Origin of the sequence: Micrococcus sp. 2A (assembly GCF_039519235.1) — a bacterium.
GTDB lineage: Bacteria > Actinomycetota > Actinomycetes > Actinomycetales > Micrococcaceae > Micrococcus.
On record NZ_CP154351.1, the window covers coordinates 2,110,585 to 2,127,062 of the forward strand.

General features: G+C 74.1%; 19 protein-coding genes. 5 read left to right on the plus strand and 14 right to left on the minus strand.

Annotation, left to right across the window (positions count from 1 at the left end; all coding sequences use genetic code 11):
• Nucleotides 1-141: 141 nt before the first annotated feature.
• The 5 genes from AAG742_RS09700 to AAG742_RS09720 all read right to left on the minus strand — a co-directional run bounded on the left by AAG742_RS09700 (nucleotide 142) and on the right by AAG742_RS09720 (nucleotide 2,425).
• Nucleotides 142-423: an HU family DNA-binding protein gene (locus tag AAG742_RS09700; protein WP_248116273.1), complete on the minus strand. Its 282-nt coding sequence runs from the start codon at nucleotides 421-423 to the stop codon at nucleotides 142-144.
• A gap of 262 nt (nucleotides 424-685) precedes the next feature.
• The gene (rpsN, locus tag AAG742_RS09705) at nucleotides 686-991 is read right to left on the minus strand and encodes a 30S ribosomal protein S14 (protein ID WP_248116271.1); all 306 of its coding nucleotides are present in this window, start codon (nucleotides 989-991) and stop codon (nucleotides 686-688) included.
• 1 nt (nucleotide 992) lies between these two features.
• The gene (gene rpmG / locus AAG742_RS09710; RefSeq protein ID WP_017488899.1) at nucleotides 993-1,160 is read right to left on the minus strand and encodes a 50S ribosomal protein L33; all 168 of its coding nucleotides are present in this window, start codon (nucleotides 1,158-1,160) and stop codon (nucleotides 993-995) included.
• A 1-nt stretch (nucleotide 1,161) separates the two neighbouring features.
• The gene (gene rpmB, locus AAG742_RS09715; RefSeq protein WP_248116269.1) at nucleotides 1,162-1,398 is read right to left on the minus strand and encodes a 50S ribosomal protein L28; all 237 of its coding nucleotides are present in this window, start codon (nucleotides 1,396-1,398) and stop codon (nucleotides 1,162-1,164) included.
• A 397-nt stretch (nucleotides 1,399-1,795) separates the two neighbouring features.
• Nucleotides 1,796-2,425 (minus strand): MarR family winged helix-turn-helix transcriptional regulator, encoded by a 630-nt coding sequence (locus AAG742_RS09720; RefSeq protein ID WP_298712437.1) that lies wholly within the window; start codon nucleotides 2,423-2,425, stop codon nucleotides 1,796-1,798.
• Between the two features lie 204 nt (nucleotides 2,426-2,629).
• On the opposite strand from AAG742_RS09720, the gene AAG742_RS09725 reads away from it, so the two are divergent.
• Nucleotides 2,630-3,898 (plus strand): NRAMP family divalent metal transporter, encoded by a 1,269-nt coding sequence (locus tag AAG742_RS09725; RefSeq protein WP_298712435.1) that lies wholly within the window; start codon nucleotides 2,630-2,632, stop codon nucleotides 3,896-3,898.
• Nucleotides 3,899-3,978: 80 nt separating this feature from the next.
• Here AAG742_RS09725 and AAG742_RS09730 read toward each other — a convergent pair whose 3' ends face one another.
• The 8 genes from AAG742_RS09730 to AAG742_RS09765 form a co-directional block, all read right to left on the minus strand.
• Nucleotides 3,979-4,608, minus strand: a complete 630-nt coding sequence (locus AAG742_RS09730) for a GntR family transcriptional regulator (RefSeq protein WP_298712432.1) — start codon at nucleotides 4,606-4,608, stop codon at nucleotides 3,979-3,981.
• Nucleotides 4,609-4,694: 86 nt separating this feature from the next.
• Entirely contained in the window at nucleotides 4,695-6,446 is a 1,752-nt protein-coding gene (locus tag AAG742_RS09735) for a biotin carboxylase N-terminal domain-containing protein (RefSeq protein ID WP_298712428.1), read from the minus strand.
• 3 nt (nucleotides 6,447-6,449) lie between these two features.
• Nucleotides 6,450-8,114, minus strand: coding sequence for an urea amidolyase family protein (locus AAG742_RS09740; RefSeq protein WP_298712426.1), 1,665 nt, complete (start codon nucleotides 8,112-8,114; stop codon nucleotides 6,450-6,452).
• Nucleotides 8,111-8,866: a 5-oxoprolinase subunit PxpA gene (locus AAG742_RS09745; protein ID WP_298712425.1), complete on the minus strand. Its 756-nt coding sequence runs from the start codon at nucleotides 8,864-8,866 to the stop codon at nucleotides 8,111-8,113. Before AAG742_RS09745 ends, AAG742_RS09740 begins: the two co-directional genes overlap by 4 nt.
• Nucleotides 8,867-8,897: 31 nt before the next feature.
• Nucleotides 8,898-9,062 carry a hypothetical protein gene (locus AAG742_RS09750; RefSeq protein WP_298712422.1) on the minus strand — a complete coding sequence of 55 codons (165 nt, stop codon included), beginning with the start codon at nucleotides 9,060-9,062 and terminating at the stop codon, nucleotides 8,898-8,900.
• A gap of 66 nt (nucleotides 9,063-9,128) precedes the next feature.
• Nucleotides 9,129-9,647: a DUF3253 domain-containing protein gene (locus tag AAG742_RS09755; protein WP_298712419.1), complete on the minus strand. Its 519-nt coding sequence runs from the start codon at nucleotides 9,645-9,647 to the stop codon at nucleotides 9,129-9,131.
• Nucleotides 9,648-9,663: 16 nt separating this feature from the next.
• A complete protein-coding gene (locus AAG742_RS09760) occupies nucleotides 9,664-10,401 on the minus strand; it encodes a VIT family protein (protein ID WP_298712416.1) in 738 nt (245 codons plus the stop codon).
• Nucleotides 10,402-10,465: 64 nt separating this feature from the next.
• Nucleotides 10,466-11,596, minus strand: a complete 1,131-nt coding sequence (locus AAG742_RS09765) for a glutathione S-transferase C-terminal domain-containing protein (RefSeq protein ID WP_298712414.1) — start codon at nucleotides 11,594-11,596, stop codon at nucleotides 10,466-10,468.
• A gap of 12 nt (nucleotides 11,597-11,608) precedes the next feature.
• On the opposite strand from AAG742_RS09765, the gene AAG742_RS09770 reads away from it, so the two are divergent.
• On the plus strand, nucleotides 11,609-12,451 hold the full coding sequence (locus AAG742_RS09770) for an MBL fold metallo-hydrolase (RefSeq protein WP_298712412.1): 843 nt from the start codon (nucleotides 11,609-11,611) through the stop codon (nucleotides 12,449-12,451).
• A gap of 39 nt (nucleotides 12,452-12,490) precedes the next feature.
• Nucleotides 12,491-13,063, plus strand: a complete 573-nt coding sequence (locus tag AAG742_RS09775) for a universal stress protein (RefSeq protein ID WP_248116245.1) — start codon at nucleotides 12,491-12,493, stop codon at nucleotides 13,061-13,063.
• Here AAG742_RS09775 and AAG742_RS09780 read toward each other — a convergent pair.
• On the minus strand, nucleotides 13,012-14,538 hold the full coding sequence (locus AAG742_RS09780; protein WP_298712410.1) for a mechanosensitive ion channel domain-containing protein: 1,527 nt from the start codon (nucleotides 14,536-14,538) through the stop codon (nucleotides 13,012-13,014). The genes AAG742_RS09775 and AAG742_RS09780 overlap by 52 nt on opposite strands.
• A 133-nt stretch (nucleotides 14,539-14,671) precedes the next feature.
• Here AAG742_RS09780 and hisD point away from each other — a divergent pair, with 133 nt between their 5' ends.
• The gene (gene hisD, locus AAG742_RS09785) at nucleotides 14,672-15,988 is read left to right on the plus strand and encodes a histidinol dehydrogenase (RefSeq protein ID WP_298712408.1); all 1,317 of its coding nucleotides are present in this window, start codon (nucleotides 14,672-14,674) and stop codon (nucleotides 15,986-15,988) included.
• 13 nt (nucleotides 15,989-16,001) lie between these two features.
• Nucleotides 16,002-16,397 (plus strand): RNA-binding S4 domain-containing protein, encoded by a 396-nt coding sequence (locus AAG742_RS09790; RefSeq protein WP_298712406.1) that lies wholly within the window; start codon nucleotides 16,002-16,004, stop codon nucleotides 16,395-16,397.
• Nucleotides 16,398-16,478: the final 81 nt, after the last annotated feature.

Consider the following 16,478-nt stretch of genomic DNA (forward strand, 5'->3'; position numbering starts at 1 on the left):
GCCCTCGATTCTACGCCTCGTGGACGCGGACGCAGTCCGGAGATCGCCCGCCGAGACGACGACGGGCGCCCCGCGCGTGCGGGGCGCCCGTCTGGGCCGTGCCGGCCGCCTCGTCACGAGGCGCTCAGGCACCGGGACCGATCACTCGGAGGCGGCGGCCTTGAGCTTGGAGCCGGCGGTGACCTTCACGGAGTGACCGGCCGGGATGGTGATCTCCTCGCCGGTGCGGGGGTTGCGGCCGGTGCGCTCCTTGCGCTCGGTGCGCTCGACGGCGAGCCAGCCGGGGATCGAGACCTTCTCGCCCTTCTTCACCTGAGCGGAGAGCACCTCGAAGAGCGCATCCACGGTGTCGCTGACGGCGGACTGGGTGGTGCCGGCGCGCTCAGCGACGGCGGCGACGAGATCCTTGCGGTTCATGGCCATGGGGTCCTCCCTGTGGGACGTTGATGTCGGACCCGGGCCGATCGACCCGGGCTGCCAGTTGCGAACGTACCACCTGCGTCCGGCCTCCGCCCCATCTGAGCGGCGTGATTCCGCGAATTCCGGGCCGGAACGCCCCCAGGTGCACGAACGCCGACGGCGGTGGGGCCACCGCAGGGATGGCGCCCACCGCCGTCGGCGGGGTGGCGACGGCCGTCGAGGGCCGGTCTCCGACGCACCGGGCCGAGGGGCCCGGCGCCTCAGGTCACCAGGAGGACTTGGTCACGCCGGGCAGCTCGCCACGGTGCGCCATGTCGCGGAAGCGCACGCGGGAGATGCCGAAGCGCTGGAAGGTGCCACGGGGGCGGCCGTCGATGACGTCGCGGTTGCGCACGCGCACCGGCGAGGCGTCGCGGGGCATCTTCTGCAGGCCGATGCGGGCGGCCTCGCGGGCCTCGTCCGAGGCGTCGGGGTCGACCAGGGTCTTGCGCATCTCGGCGCGCTTCTCGGCCCAGCGGGCGACGATGGCCTTGCGCTGCTCGTTCTTGGCGATCATGGACTTCTTGGCCATCTCAGCGCTCCTCTCGGAAGTCGACGTGCTTGCGGACCACCGGGTCGTACTTCTTCAGGGTGATGCGATCCGGGTTGTTGCGGCGGTTCTTGCGCGTCACGTAGGTGTAGCCCGTGCCGGCGGTGGACTTCAGCTTGATGATCGGACGAACGTCCTTGTCCTTGGCCATGTCAGAACTTCACTCCCTTCGCGATGAGATCCGCGATGACGGCGTCGATGCCGCGCACGTCGATGGTCTTGATGCCCTTGGCCGACAGCGTCAGCGTGACGTTGCGGCGCAGGGACGGGACCCAGTAGGTCTTCTTCTGGATGTTCGGGTCGAACCGACGCTTGTTGCGGCGATGCGAGTGGGAGATGCTGTGGCCGAATCCCGGCCCAGCCCCGGTTACCTGGCAGTGTGCTGCCATGATCACTCCTCGTGGCAAGTAGTAGTAAAAGGACGGGCGGAACCCGCAGTGCGCTGCGCCCCGGACTCGTCGTCCAGGGACAACCTGTGAGCCCCGCCCCGGGTGTGGACACCGCACTCTTACTGCGACTTCTCGAAAAGGTGGACCAGGCTGGGTGAGAGCCAACCGAAGTGCCTTATGGGATCGCTGGTGTGAACGGTGAGCCCCGGCTCGCCCCACGGGAGGGGACGTCACCGGGATCCGGTCTGCGGGAGCGCGTTGCTTTTCCGACCCAGCCCCCACGCCCAAGGGCAGGGAGAATGAGAACAACGCGGCGTGCGCCGTCCCATCTTACGGGGAGCACCCCATGCGGACCAAACTCGGTCCGAAGGAGCGCGGCGACGTGCCGGAGCACGGATCAGGAGCCGGCGCGCGGACCCGGCCCGGCGGACCTGCGCGCGTCGGCGTCGGCGGACGCCTCGGACGCGAGCGGGAGGATCCAGTGGTCCTCACGCAGGCCCGCGAGGACCTTCGCGGACACCCGCGCGGCGTCACGGACGTCCGTCTCGTCCAGGTGCTGCACCCATATCTCACCCACCAGGCGGGTGTAGACCGCCGAGCACCGCACGGCACGCTCGAGGCCCTCGGACGTGAGGCGCACCAGGGTGACGCGGGCGTCGGTGGCGGAGGGGCGTCTGGCCAGCCAGCCGCGCGCCTCGAGCCGGCGCACCACGTGTGACAGACGGGAGAGGGAGGAGCTCACGCGGGTGGCCGCCACACTCATGGCCACCTCGCCGGACTCGGGATCGCCGTCCTCGCCGAGGAGCACCATCAGGAGGTGGTACTCGAAGGGCGTGACGCCGCACTCCCGGCGCAGGGAGGCCTCGAGCCTGGACTGGGCGGCCAGCATCGCGGCCACCGTCACGCCCCACGCGAGTCGTTCGTCCCGGCTGGTCTCACTCGTCTGGAGCGGATCTTCCAGAAGGCGGGCCAGGCCGGCCCGCTCCTCCTCCGAGGCGGGATGGGGGGCCGGGGACGACGATGCCATGCAGAAGACTCTCCCATGTCAGACCTCCGTGGCAGCCCCCACGCGCGGCGGCGGAACGTCACGTCCACGCCGGGACACTCCTCCGGCACCGCCGGATGACTGGCCAGATTGTTGAACAACATGTACCGTCACCTTCGCGCCACGTGACAGGAATCACCCCTGCCGGGACCCCCGCGCGCTCCCCACTCCTCCGGAAGGCCCCCCATGGCACATCCCGCTCCCGCCCCGCAGGGGACGACGCAGAGCACGCCCGCCCAGGGCTCCACCGCCCTCTCCTCCCCCCAGCGCCGCACGGCCCTGCTCGGCGCCATGTTCCTCATGGCCACGAGTGCGATCGGCCCCGGGTTCATCACCCAGACCTCCACGTTCACGGTGCAGCTCGGCGCCGCGTTCGCCCTGGCGATCCTGGTCTCGATCCTCATCGACATCGCCGTTCAGATGAACGTGTGGCGCGTCATCGGCGTCGCCGGCCTGCGTGCGCAGGAGCTGGCCAACCGCGTGCTCCCCGGCCTCGGCTGGCTGCTCTCCGCCCTCGTGTTCATCGGCGGCATGGTCTTCAACATCGGCAACATCGCCGGCACCGGCCTCGGCCTCAACGCCATGCTCGGCGCGGACGCCCTGATCGGCGGCGCCGTCTCCGCCCTGATCGCCATCGCGATCTTCCTCTCGAAGCGCGCCGGCGCCGCACTGGACCGCATCGTCGTCATCCTGGGCGCCCTCATGATCGCCCTGATGCTCTACGTGGCGATCGTCTCGAACCCGCCGGTGGGCGAGGCGCTGACCCAGTCCGTGAACGTCGGCAACCTGGACCAGAGCATGTTCCTCGCGCTGGCCACCCTCGTCGGCGGCACCGTGGGCGGCTACATCACGTACGCCGGCGCGCACCGCATGATCGACTCGGGCGTCTCCGGCGTGGACAGCGTCAAGTCCATCACCAACAGCTCCGTGCTCTCGATCATCATCACCGGCCTGATGCGCGTGCTGCTCTTCCTCGCCGTCCTCGGCGTGGTGGCCTCCGGCGCGGACCTGGGCACCACGAACCAGGCCGCCCACGCCTTCCAGGCCGCCGCCGGCGAGGTCGGCCTGCGCATGTTCGGCGTGATCTTCTGGGCCGCCGCCCTCACCTCGGTGATCGGTGCCTCCTACACCTCGGTCTCCTTCATCACGAAGTCCACCACCTCGGACCGGACCCGCAACCTGCTGACGGTGGGGTTCATCGTGGTGTGCGCGGTGCTGTACCTGGTGCTGCGCCAGGCGCCCACCACGCTGCTGGTGTTCGCCGGCGCGTTCAACGCCCTGATCCTGCCGGTGGGCTTCGCCGTGCTGCTCATCGTCGCCGCCTTCCGCCGCGACCTCATGGGCGGATACCGCTACCCGGTGTGGCTCATCGCGGTGGGCGTGCTCGCGTGGCTGCTCTCGGTGTTCATCGCCGTGCGCGCCTTCCAGCCCATGCTCCAGCTCTTCGCGGGCTGACCGCTCGCACCCCGCGCGGACGACGAGACGCCCTCCCGGTCCACAGCGGACCGGGAGGGCGTCTCGTCGTCCGTGGGCCGTCAGCCGCTGGCGGGGAGCTGCGGGCCCGGCCGTCCGCCGCGGGAGCCGAGGTGCTCGAGCACCGTGTGCTCGGCCTCGTCGAGGTAGGGGCCCAGGATCTCGGCCGCGGACTCGAGCTCCCCGTCCGCGATGAGCTCGGCCAGCCGGCGGTTGCGCGCGGCGAAGCGCGGGTGGAGGTCGGTCAGGACGTCCATCGGCTGGAACGCGAGGCGCAGGCGGGCGAGGACGCCGTCCATGACGGCCTCGAGGTCGCGGGAGTCCAGCAGCCGGACGATCGCCGCGTGGAGCCGGTGGTTCACGTCGCCGAGCAGGCGGGGCTCCCGGTCCGCGTCGGCGGCCAGGCGGGCGATCTCGGCCAGCTCCTCCACGGCGATGCGATCCGGGCTGCCCCAGCGGAGCGCGCTCAGCTCGATCACGCGGCGGGTGCGGAAGATCTCGGAGACGTCGGCCTCCGTGGGGTGGGCCACGAACACGCCGCGGTGCGGGATGCGCACCAGCAGGTGCTCTGCGGCGAGCGCCGCGAAGGCCTCTCGGAGGCTGTTGCGGCTCACGCCCAGCTCCGCGGCGAGCGCCACCTCCCCCAGCCGCGTGCCCGGGGCCAGCTGCGCGGCGGCGATGCGCTCGCGCACGCGCCGGGCGGCCCCGACGGCGGCGGGCTCCAGGGAGGGCGGGCTCCCGGCGCCATCGGGACGCCGGGGACCGCTGCTGCCGAGCCTCATCCGCCCACGACGCCCAGCCGCTGGCCTCGGGTGAGGGCGGTGCCGGGCTCGAGCGACTCGCGGCGGAAGACGCCGGCGGACGGAGCCTTCACGGTGGTCTCCATCTTCATGGCCTCCATCACGGCCACGACGTCGCCCGCGGCGACCTGCGCGCCGTCGTCGGCCTTCCACGCCACGAGCGAGCCGGTGATGGGGGCCGTGACGGCACCGGCGTCCTCCGCCGCGGGGGCGGCGGCGAGCGCCGCGCGGCCCCGGGAGCCGCCCCCGCCCAGGAGCGCGGCGTGGACGGCGGACGGCAGCCCCAGGCGGACGGCCCGGCCGTCGATGTCCACGGTCATCTGGGTGCGCGTGTTCTCCGGCGCGGCGGCGCCGAGGTACGGCGAGGACTCGAGCTCGGCGGCGAAGGCCGACTCGATCCACGTGGTGTACACGCCCATCCGGTCCGCGCGGGTGAAGTCCTCGTCGTCCAGGACGGCGCGGTGGAACGGCAGCACGGAGGGCAGGCCCTCGATGCGCAGCTCGGCGAGGGCGTCCTTCGCGCGGGCGATGGCCTGGGGGCGGTCCGCACCCCACACGATGAGCTTGGCCATGAGCGAGTCGTAGTGGCCGGGCACCACGGAGCCGGAGCGCACGCCCGAGTCCACGCGGATGCCGGGGCCGGTCGGGGACTCGAACACCTCCACCGGGCCGGGCGAGGGCAGGAAGCCCATGGCCGGGTCCTCGGCGTTGAGCCGGAACTCGAGGGCGTGGCCGCGCGGCCTCGGGTCCTCGGTGAGGGAGAGCCGCTCCCCCGCCGCGATGCGGAACTGCTCGCCCACGAGGTCCACGCCGGTGGTCTCCTCGGTGACGGGGTGCTCCACCTGCAGGCGGGTGTTCACCTCGAGGAAGCTGATGAGCCCGTCCGGGGCGACGAGGTACTCCACGGTGCCGGCGCCGGTGTAGCCGGCCTCGGCGCAGATGCGGCGGGCGGACTCGTGGATGCGGGTGCGCTGCTCATCCGTGAGGAACGGGGCGGGGGCCTCCTCCACGAGCTTCTGGTTGCGGCGCTGCAGGGAGCAGTCACGCGTGCCCACCACCACGACGGTGCCGTGCGTGTCCGCCAGGACCTGGGCCTCCACGTGGCGCGGCCGGTCCAGGAAGCGCTCCACGAAGCACTCGCCGCGGCCGAAGGCCGTCACGGCCTCACGGGTGGCGGAGGCGAAGGCGTCCTCCACGTCGTCGAGCTCGCGGACCACCTTGATGCCGCGGCCGCCGCCGCCGAAGGCCGCCTTGATGGCGATCGGCAGGCCGTGCTCCTCCGCGAAGGCGCGCGCCTCGGCGGGGGACTCCACAGGGCCGTCGGAGCCGGGCACGAGCGGGGCGCCGGCACGCTGGGCGATCGCGCGGGCGGTGATCTTGTCGCCCAGGTCGCGGATCGCCTGCGGGGTGGGGCCGATCCAGGTCATGCCGGCGTCCATGACCTTCTGGGCGAAGTCCGCGTTCTCGGAGAGGAAGCCGTAGCCCGGGTGCACGCCGTCGGCGCCCGCGCGGCGGGCGACGTCGATGAGCGCATCCATGTCCAGGTACGTCTCGGCGGAGGAGGTGCCGGGCAGGTGGAAGGCCTCGTCGGCGACGGCCACGTGCAGGGCGTCCGCGTCCGGGTCCGAGTACACGGCGACGGAGGCCAGGCCGTGGTCACGGCAGGCGCGCGCGACGCGCACGGCGATCTCGCCTCGGTTGGCGATCAGGATCTTGGTGAGCTGCGGCATGGCTCAGGCCTCCTCGGCGGGGTCGGTGACAGCGGGGTCGACGGGCGCGGGGTCCGTCACGGAGATGGGGGTGAGGCGCACGCGGGCGCCCGGGGGGAGCTGGGCTGCGGCGCCGAGGTCCTCGGGGGCGACGACGGCGATCACCGGATAGCCGCCCGTCACCGGGTGGTCGGCCAGGAACAGGACGGGCTGCCCCGAGGGCGGCACCTGCAGCGAGCCCGTGAACACGCCCTCGCTCGCGAGCTCGCCCTCGCGGGAGCGCACGAGCGGGGCGCCGTCCTCGGGGGCGGCCAGGCGCACGCCGATCCGGTTGGACTCGGCGGTGACGAGCCACTCCTGCGTGGTGAGGCGATCGATCGAGGCGGCGTCGAACCAGTCGTCGCGGGGGCCCAGCACGATGCGCAGCTCCGTGACGGAGCCGGCGGTCGGGGTGACGCGCACGGGCGGCTCGGGATCGCCCACGAGGGCGTGGCCCGGGTCCAGACGGCGGTCGACGCGGGTGCCCGCGGCCAGCGGCTTCGGGCCGATCCCGGACATCACGTCCGTGGCGCGACTGCCGAGCACGAGCGGCACGTCGATCCCGCCGCGCAGGCCCACATAGGTGCGCAGGCCCGCGGCCGGCTCCTCGAGGGTGAGGGTCTCGCCGTCCAGGAGGGCGAACGGGACGCCCACGGGGGCGGGGCGCGTCGCGGGGCCGAGGTTGGCGGGCACGGCCGTGATGGCGCCGCGCGCCTCCGCGCCGGTCAGCGCGAGCACCTGCGTCCCGCGGGCCGTGAGGGTGAGCCCGCCCAGGAGCGTCTCGATGACGGCCTCGCCGGAGGTGTTGCCGACGATCCGGTTGGCCTGGCGTGCCGCCGTGCGGTCGGCGGCGCCGGACGGCGTGACGCCGAGATCGCCCCAGCCGTGGCGGGCGAGGTCCTGGATGAGCGACTGCATGCCGGGCTCCACCACTGTCAGGCCGGGGCGGTCGGCGGCGGGCGCCGCGTCGTCGGCCCGGGCCGGAGCGGGGGCGGGGGCCGCGGTGAGCGTGGCGAGCTCGCGGACGGCGCGGTAGCGCACACGGTCGCCGGGGCGGATCAGGGCCGGCTCGGCGCGCTCGAGGTCCCAGAGGACGGCGTCGGTGCGGCCGAGGAGCTGCCAGCCGCCGGGCGAGACGCGCGGGTACACGGCGGAGAACTCCCCGGCCACGGCCACGGAGCCGGCCGGCACCGCGGTCCGCGGGCTCGTGCGGCGGGGGACCTCGAACGGGGCGGGGTCCGCGGCGCAGTAGGTGAAGCCGGGGGCGAAGCCGCCGAAGGCGCCGAACCAGTCGGCGCTCGTGTGCGCCGCGATCACGGCGTCCACGCTCATCCCGGTGAGCTCGGCGACGTCGGCGAGGTCCTCGCCGTCGTAGAGGACGTCGACGGTGACGGTGCGTGCCTCATCGGCCACATGGTCGTCCGGGACGATGCCGACGACCTCCCGGGAGGCGTCCAGGGCCTCGCCGCGCGTGCGGAAGACGAGGAGGACGGTCTCGGCCGCGGCGATCGCCTCGCGCTGGCCCTGGAAGGGGTGAGCGGTGACGTGCGCATGCAGGCGCATCACGTCGCCCAGGTTCGCGCACTCGAGCAGCAGCGCGGTGGGTCCTGCCCAGCGCAGGGTCGGCGCGCGGAACGCGGGGCGGCTCACGCGAAGGGCCGGATCTCGACGCCCGCGGACTCCAGGCCCGCCCGGACGGCGGCGGCCATCGCGACGGCGCCGGGGGTGTCCCCGTGGAGGCAGATGCTCTCCGCCTCGACGCGGACATCCGTGCCGTCCACGGCGCGGAGGACGCCGTCGGTGGCCAGGCGCACCATGCGCTCGGCCACCTCGGCCTCGTCGTGGAGGACTGCACCGGGCTCGCGGCGCGAGACGAGCGTGCCGTCGGGGGTGTAGCCGCGGTCCGCGAACGCCTCGGCGACGCCGCGCAGTCCGGCCTTCTCGGCCTTGTCCAGGGCGGTCGAGCCCGGCAGGAGCAGCAGCGGGAGGTCGCCGCCGAAGGCCTTGACGGCGTCGACGACGGCCTGGGCGTGCGCCTGGTGGTGGACGATCGTGTTGTAGAGGGCGCCGTGCGGCTTCACGTAGCGGATGGTGCCGCCGGCGGAGCGGGCCAGGGCCTCGAGGGCGCCCAGCTGGTAGAGCACGTCGTCGGCGAGCTCGGTGGGCGAGCAGTCCAGGAAGCGGCGGCCGAAGCCGGCGAGGTCGCGGTAGCCCACGTGGGCGCCGATCGTGATGCCGCCCGCGACGGCGTCGCGGCACGTCTGCGCGATGCCCGAGGGGTCGCCGGCGTGGAAGCCGCAGGCCACGTTCGCGGAGGAGACGCTCTGGAAGATGGCGGCGTCGTCGCCCATGGTCCAGTTGCCGAACGACTCGCCGACGTCGCTGTTCAGGTCGATGTGCATGGAAGGGTCCTCTCGCGCGGTGTCGCCTGGATCACTCCATGATGGACCAGCGGGGCGGATTGTTCAACAATCCCTCGGGGCGGGCGACGCCGTGGAGTGGAGACGCGCGCGGAGGTCGGTGCTCCCGACGCAGGGCCTCGTCCGTCTCCGGGTCCTTGGCCTGCGGGGCGCCGGACTCGTCCTCCCCCTCACCCATGGACCCGGTGTACGAGCGGCCGCGGAGGCCGGGGAAGCCCCGGCCGGCCTCAGCAGAGTCCGGCTCTCACCCCAGCTCCGGTCCTGCCGCGAGCCGGATCGGCCCGCGCGCGGCGCGCGGGTCCTCCACCCTCTTGCCCTTCTGCCGCACCTCCGCGACGCCGTCCGCGTGCAGCTCGGCGGCCACCTCGCGCGCGGCGTCCATCAGGTCACGCCAGTCCTCGCCTCCGGCCACGCGCGCTGCGTCGGAGGGACAGATGGTCGTGCCCTGGCCACGGGCGCGCAGCAGGGTGCGCATCGCCGCGGCCAGCCTCGTCCGCGTCCCCTCCGGCGTGGGCTCCCACCACGGCTCGCCCCGCTCCCCCAGCGCCACCTTCGCGTCCTGCACGCGGGGGCGCGCCCTCGTCGGGTCCGTCGTCACGAGCCGACGCGCGGCCATGAGCCCCTTCACGAGCTCGGCCCCGAGGGCCTCGGGGATGTGCGGGTCCTGCGCTCGCCACGTCCGCCCGTCCACGACGATGTGGTGCCCGTCGGGGGTCCGTTCCGGCCCTGTTCGTCCGGGCACCGTGCGCGTCGGCCCGGTCATGCCGCCACCACCCCGGTCACACCACGTTCGTGCCGAGCCACGCGCCCACGGCGAACGTGAGCGCGAGGGCGAGCGCGCCGCCGAGGACCACGCGCAGCATCGCGGGGATCGGCCGGGCGCCGCCGAGCCACGCGCCCACGGCGCCGGTCACGGCGAGCGCGAGCAGCGTCGTCGCGAAGGTGAGCGGCGCGCGGATGTCCACGGGCGCCAGGATGATGGTGAGGAACGGGAGCAGCGCACCCAGCAGGAACGCGATGAAGGAGGCGCCCGCCGCGGCCCACGGGCTGACGACGTCGTCCTCGCGCATCCCGAGCTCCATGCGCAGGTGCGCGGTGAGGGCGTCCTTCTCCGTGAGCTCGCGGGCCACGGACTCCGCGGTCGGCCGGCTCAGCCCCTCGGCCTCGTAGAGCTCCACGAGCTCCTCGAACTCCCCCTCCGGGTCCGCCGCGAGCTCGCGGCGCTCCTTCTGGATCAGCGCCTTCTGCGAGTCCGAGGAGGAGGAGACGGACACGTACTCCCCGAGCGCCATGGACACCGCCCCGCCGACGACGGCGGCCGCGCCCGCGAGCATGACGGGAGCCACCGCGGTGGTCGCCCCGGCCACGCCGACGACGGTCGCGGCGACGGAGACGATGCCGTCGTTCGCGCCGAGGACGCCCGCGCGCAGCCAGTTCAGTCGCTGCTGCAGGCCGTTCTGCGCGTGGGGCTCGGCGGCGTCGTGGGTGGCGGAGACGGAGGGGAGGTCGGTGCTCATGCGAGCATCCTCGTCCCGGATCGGGGCGCCCGCCACGCAGGGAAGGCGATCCTGACCCCGCCCCTCAGCGCAGCGGCGTGTGCTCCGGGTCCACGGCCTCGCCCTCGCGGACGGGCCCTGGCGCGGTGCCGTCGCCGAAGGGGCGGCCGCCCAGCTCCTCACGGCGGTGCGCGCTCATCCAGCCGTTCAGGTCCGGGCCCTTCGGCACGATCCCGGTGGGGTTCACGTCCCGGTGCACCTCGTAGTAGTGGTGCTTGATCTGGTCGAAGTCGATCGTGTCGCCGAAGCCGGGCGTCTGGAAGAGGTCACGCGCGTAGGCCCACAGCGCGGGCATCTCGGCGAGCTTCTGCCGGTTCGCCTTGAAGTGGCCGTGGTAGACGGGGTCGAAGCGGGCGAGCGTGGTGAACAGGCGCACGTCCGCCTCGGTGATGGTCGCGCCCATGAGGAAGCGGCGCGTGGTGAGGCGCTCCTCGAGCCAGTCCATCGCGGTCCAGAGCCGGTCGTAGGCCTCGCCGTAGGACTCCTGCTCCCCCGCGAAGCCGCAGCGGTACACCCCGTTGTTGACCTCGGTGAACACGCGCTCGATGACCTCGAACATCTCGTCGCGCTCGGGCCCGGCGTCGGGGATCAGCTGCGGGGCGCCGTCGCGGTGGAACGCGGTCCACTCGGTGCTGAAGTCCAGGGTGATCTGCGGGTAGTCGTTGGTCACCACGCCGCCGGTGGGCACGTCCACGAGGGCGGGCACCGTGATGCCGCGCGGGTAGTCCGGGAAGCGCTCGACGTAGTTCTCCTGGAGCCAGTGCGTGCCGAGCACGGGGTCCGTGCCGCCCTCGTCGAGGTCGAACGTCCACGAGCGCTCGTCGTGGACGGGTCCCGGCAGGCCGAGCGAGATCGCGTCCTCGAGCCCCAGCAGGCGCCGGACGATGATGGCGCGGTTGGCCCACGGGCAGGCCCGCGCCGCCACGAGGCGGTAGCGGCCGGCCTCCACGGGCCAGGCTTCCGCACCCTCGGCGAGGCCGCCGCCCACGCGCCCCACCCGCGCGGGCCCCTCCGTGGGCAGCGCCCGGACGGCGCCCGGGTCGGCGACGATGCGGTCGCCGATGTAGTTCGTGTCGCGGTCGTAGCCGCCCTCCTCGATGTAGCCCTTCGGCGAGGCCGCGGCGTCCGATCCCTGTCCGGTCGAGTCCTTGTCCATACACTCGACCCTATGACCGAGGCCGTCGAAACTCCCGGGCTGACGCCCGCCCCCTCCGTGCGCTGCGTGACCGCGCACAACCCCTCTCCCATGACCCTCGCGGGCACCAACACGTACGTCGTGGGCGCGCCGGAGGCGAGCGCCGTCGTCGTGGTGGACCCGGGGCCGGAGGAGGGCGCGCACGAGCATCTCGACGCGGTCCTGGGGGCGGCCGGGGGACGGCCGATCGGCCTGATCCTGGTGACGCACCGCCACACGGACCACACGGGCGGCACGGACGTGTTCCACGAGGCCACCGGCGCGCCCGTGCGCGCCGCGCTCCCGGAGCACTGCCGGGGCGGGGGCGAGCAGCTCCTCGACGGCGAGCGTCTCGCCGACGACGGCGGCGCCCTCGCCGGGGTGGAGATCCTCGCGTGGCACACGCCGGGGCACACCTCGGACTCGTGCTGCTTCGTGCTCCCGGGTGCGGGCGAGGCGGGTGCCGTGCTCACGGGCGACACGATCCTGGGCGCGGGCACCACGATGCTCGACCACCCGGACGGCACCCTGGCCGACTACCTGGACAGCCTGCGCCGCCTCGAGGCCGCGGGCCCCCTGACGGTCCTGCCGGCGCACGGCCCCGTCCCCGCCCCGCTGGACGTCGTGGCGAGGGACTACCGCCACCATCGGGAGGGCCGCCTCGCGCAGATCGAGGCCGCGCTCGAGGAGCTGGAGGAGGACGTGCTCGCCCGGATCACCCCCGAGGAGCTGACCCCGATGATCTACCCGGGCGTCGGGGGCACGGTCGGCCGCGTCGCCGAGCAGACCGTGGCCGCGCACCTGGAGTACCTGCGCCACCACGCCGTGGGGCGCTGAACCGCCCTGTCCCCCACCCCGCGAACCAAGGAGAGCCCCATGACCATCCTCATCGGCTACAAGCCCAGCGACTCGGGCGACGCCGCCCTCGACAAGGCCCTCGACATCGCCCGCTCCACCCGTGAGCGCGTCGTCGTGGTCAACGCGGGCCCGGGCGGAGAGCACCGCACCGACTCCCTCGTCACGGAGGCGCAGCAGCGGGGCGTGCAGGCCCGCCTCGACGCCTCGGGCGTGGACGCCGAGTTCCGCCAGTACGCGCGCGGCCGCTCCACGGTGCAGGAGATGAAGGACGTGGCGGCCGAGCTGGACGCCTCCCTCGTGGTGATCGGCCTGCGCCGCCGCGGCGGGTTCGGCCGCTTCGTGATGGGCTCGGTCTCCGACGAGCTCCTCCAGCAGCTCGACCAGCCCGTGCTGTGCGTGAAGGCCTCGGCGGGCACCACGCCCGACGCCCCGAGCCACGTGGCCGAGACGGACCCGGACTTCCAGCGCAGCCTGCCCCGCTCCGAGCCCCTGCGCGAGCAGCACCCGTTCGCGCCGGACGCGCACGGGGAGGGCGCGGGTCAGGCCTTCTCGGAGGAGCCGCCGGCCTCGTCGGGGTCCAGCGTCCGCTGATCCGGGCGGGCGGCGTGGGCTCCGGCCTGGCCCCCGCCGTCCGCCTCGCGCTGCGCGTCGCGCTGGGCCCGGCGTTCGGCGAACGCGTCCTCGCCGGGCCCGGCCATCTCCGCATTGCGCTGCACCGCGGTGATCGATCCCGTGTACAGCGCCGAGTGCTCGTCCACGCGGGTGAGCGGCGCGGTGGTGGGCCGCACGGCGGGGATCCGCATCGTCTGGGCGGCCGGCTCCCGGCCGCGTCCCGGCGACGCGGGCGCCGGAGCGCTCCCGTGGGCTGCGCCGGGGGCGGCGTCCTGGGGGGCGGCGGGCTCGTGCGCGGCGAGCTGCGGGGCCGACTGCCCCTCCGCGTGCCGCTGCGTGAGGATGCCCTCCGGGTGCTCCTGACGCAGGAAGGCCACGAGGTCCTCGCGGACGAGGCAGCGCAGGTCCCACAGCTCGCCGGAGTTCTTGGCGGAGACCACCGCGCGGATCCGCACCATGCCGCCCACGGCGTCCGTGACCTGCATGGCGTTCTCCTTGCCGTCCCAGAGCTCGGTGGACTCGAGCAGGGCGGCGAGCCGCGCCCGCAGGTCCTCCATCGGCACGCGCCAGTCCACGTCCAGCTCGACGACGCCGGCCACCGCCGAGCCCACGCGCGTCCAGTTCTCGAAGGGCTCGGTGGTGAAGTGCGAGGACGGGTAGACCATCCGCCGACCGTCCCAGATCTTCACGACCACGTTGGAGAGCGTGATCTCCTCGACCGTGCCGAACACGCCGTCCATGGTCACCACGTCCCCCACACGGATGGAGTCGGTGAAGGCCAGCTGCACGCCCGCGAACACGTTGGTCAGCGTGGACTGCACGGCAAGGCCGGCGATCACGGAGATCAGGCCGGCGGAGGCCAGGAGGCCGGCGCCGAGCGAGCGGACCTCCGGGATGGAGATGAGCACTGCGGCGATCGCGATCACCACGATCACGACACTGAGGATGCGCCGGATCAGCATGGTCTGCGTGCGGATGCGCCGCTCGCGGCGGTCGTTGACCCCGACCTCGCGGTAGCGCCAGAGGATGCGCTTCTCCACGAGGTCCACGATCCGCCACGCCGCCCACGCCAGCGCGGCCACGAGCACCACCATGAGCACGAACGCGGCGCCGCGGTACCAGGTCTCCGCGCGCGCCGTGACGCCGAGCGCCAGGCGGGCGGCGAGGGAGGCGCCGGCGAGGGAGAGCGGCAGGCTCAGCGGGGCCATCTGGCGGCGCAGCTCGGCGCGGCGGAGCATGAGCAGCCGCACCGCCTGGAACGCGAGCCACACCCCCACCCAGCCGAGCACGAACGCGATGGCCGCCGTGAACAGGGCGCCGCCGGTCACCCCGAGGGCCTCGGCCGCGGCGTCCGAGGTGCCCTGGACGCCGTCCTGCACCTCGTCGGGGACCTCGGCGGCGGCAGCCAGGCGCACGAGGCCGGGGAACAGGGCGGAGGAGGCGAGGCTGAGCATGGCGCCAGTCTGGCATCCGCGGCCGAACGCCGCCCGGATCGGAGCACAATGGAGCCTGACCGCCCGCCCGCCCCGTGGCCGAGCGCTCCCTCCGGAGCGGCGCCGCCCACCTGCACCCCCTTGGAGGATCCCCGTGCTCTCCGTGACCGATCTCCGCGCCGTGGACACCGCCACGGCGGACCTGTCCAGCATCATCCCCCGCGCGGACGTGGACGTGGCCTCGATGGTCCCCGCGATCACGCCGATCATCGACGAGGTCCGCGAGCGCGGTGCCGCCGCCCTGCTGGACCTGGCCGAGCGCTTCGACGGCGTCCGCCCGGCGTCCCTGCGCGTGCCCGTCGAGGCGCTCGCGGAGGCGCTCGCGACGCTGGACCCGCGGGTCCGCGCCGCGCTCGAGGAGTCGATCCGCCGCGCCCGTCTCGTCCACGCCGCGCAGGTGCCCGCCGGATCCAGGGTGGAGCTGGGCGAGGGCGCCGTCGTCGAGAACCGCTGGGTGCCCGTGGGCCGCGTGGGCCTCTACGTGCCCGGCGGGCGCGCGGTGTACCCCTCCTCCGTGGTGATGAACGTGGTGCCCGCGCAGGCGGCCGGTGTGGGCGCGCTCGCCGTGACCTCGCCCCCGCAGCGGGAGCACGGCGGCCTGCCCCACCCCACGGTGCTCGCGGCCTGCGCACTGCTGGGGGTGGACGAGGTCTACGCGGCCGGCGGCGCCCAGGCCGTGGCCATGCTCGCGCTCGGCGTCCGGGACGACGACGGCGGCTGGCTGTGCGCGCCCGTGGACCTGGTGACCGGGCCGGGCAACGTGTACGTGGCCGCGGCGAAGCGCGCCCTGCAGGGGACGATCGGCGTGGACGCCGAGGCCGGGCCGAGCGAGATCGCGGTGATCGCGGACGGCACGGCGCGGGCGGACTGGGTGGCCGCTGACCTGATCAGCCAGTCCGAGCACGATCCGCTGGCCGCGTCCGTGCTCATCTCCGACTCCGAGGAGATCGTCCGGGACGTGCTGGCCGCCGTCGAGGCCCAGGTGCCCGGGTCGTTCCACGAGGAGCAGATCCGCACGGCGCTGACCGGCCCGCAGTCCGGGATCCTGCTGGTGCGGGACATGGACCAGGCCGTGGAGGTCTCCGACCGCTACGCCACCGAGCACCTCGAGATCCAGACGCGCGACCCCGACGCCGTCGCGGCCCGGGTGCGCAACGCCGGCGCCGTGTTCGTGGGGCCGCACTCCCCCGTGCCGCTCGGGGACTACTCCGCCGGGTCCAACCACGTGCTGCCCACCTCCGGCACCGCGCGGCACTCCTCCGGGCTGAACACCGTGACGTTCCTGCGCTCCCAGCAGGTGATCCGCTACACGGCCGAGGGGCTGGCCGGGGTGGCCGAGGGCATCGAGGCGCTCGCGGCCGACGAGGGCCTGCCCGCGCACGGCGCCGCCATCGCCCTGCGCTCCGAGTGAGCGGGGCGGCGGAATGAGCGGGCCTGCAGGCGGGGGGACCGTCCGGATCGACGCGTGGCTCTGGGCCGTGCGCCTCTACAAGACCCGCTCCGCCGCGACGGCGGCCGTGCGGGCCGGCCACGTCCGCGTGGACGGCGAGCCGGTGAAGGCGGCGGTGTCCGTCGTCGTCGGGAACCGGATCCGGGTGCGGCAGGACGGCCGCGAGCGGATCCTCGAGGTGACCGGCCTGATCTCCAAGCGCGTGGGCGCGCCGGTGGCGGTCAAGCAGTACGTGGACCACTCGCCGCCGCCCGTGCCGCGCGAGCTGCTGTCCGTCCCCTACCGCGAGCGCGGCGCGGGTCGGCCCACCAAGCGGGACCGCCGGCAGCTGGACGCGCTGCGCGGGCGGGACGGGGCCGGGCGGGGCTGACCGCGGGGGCCCGGGCGCTCCCTCAGTCGTCCTTCCCCACGGCCTGGACGTGGGCGGAGGTGACCGGACGGGGTCCCTCCC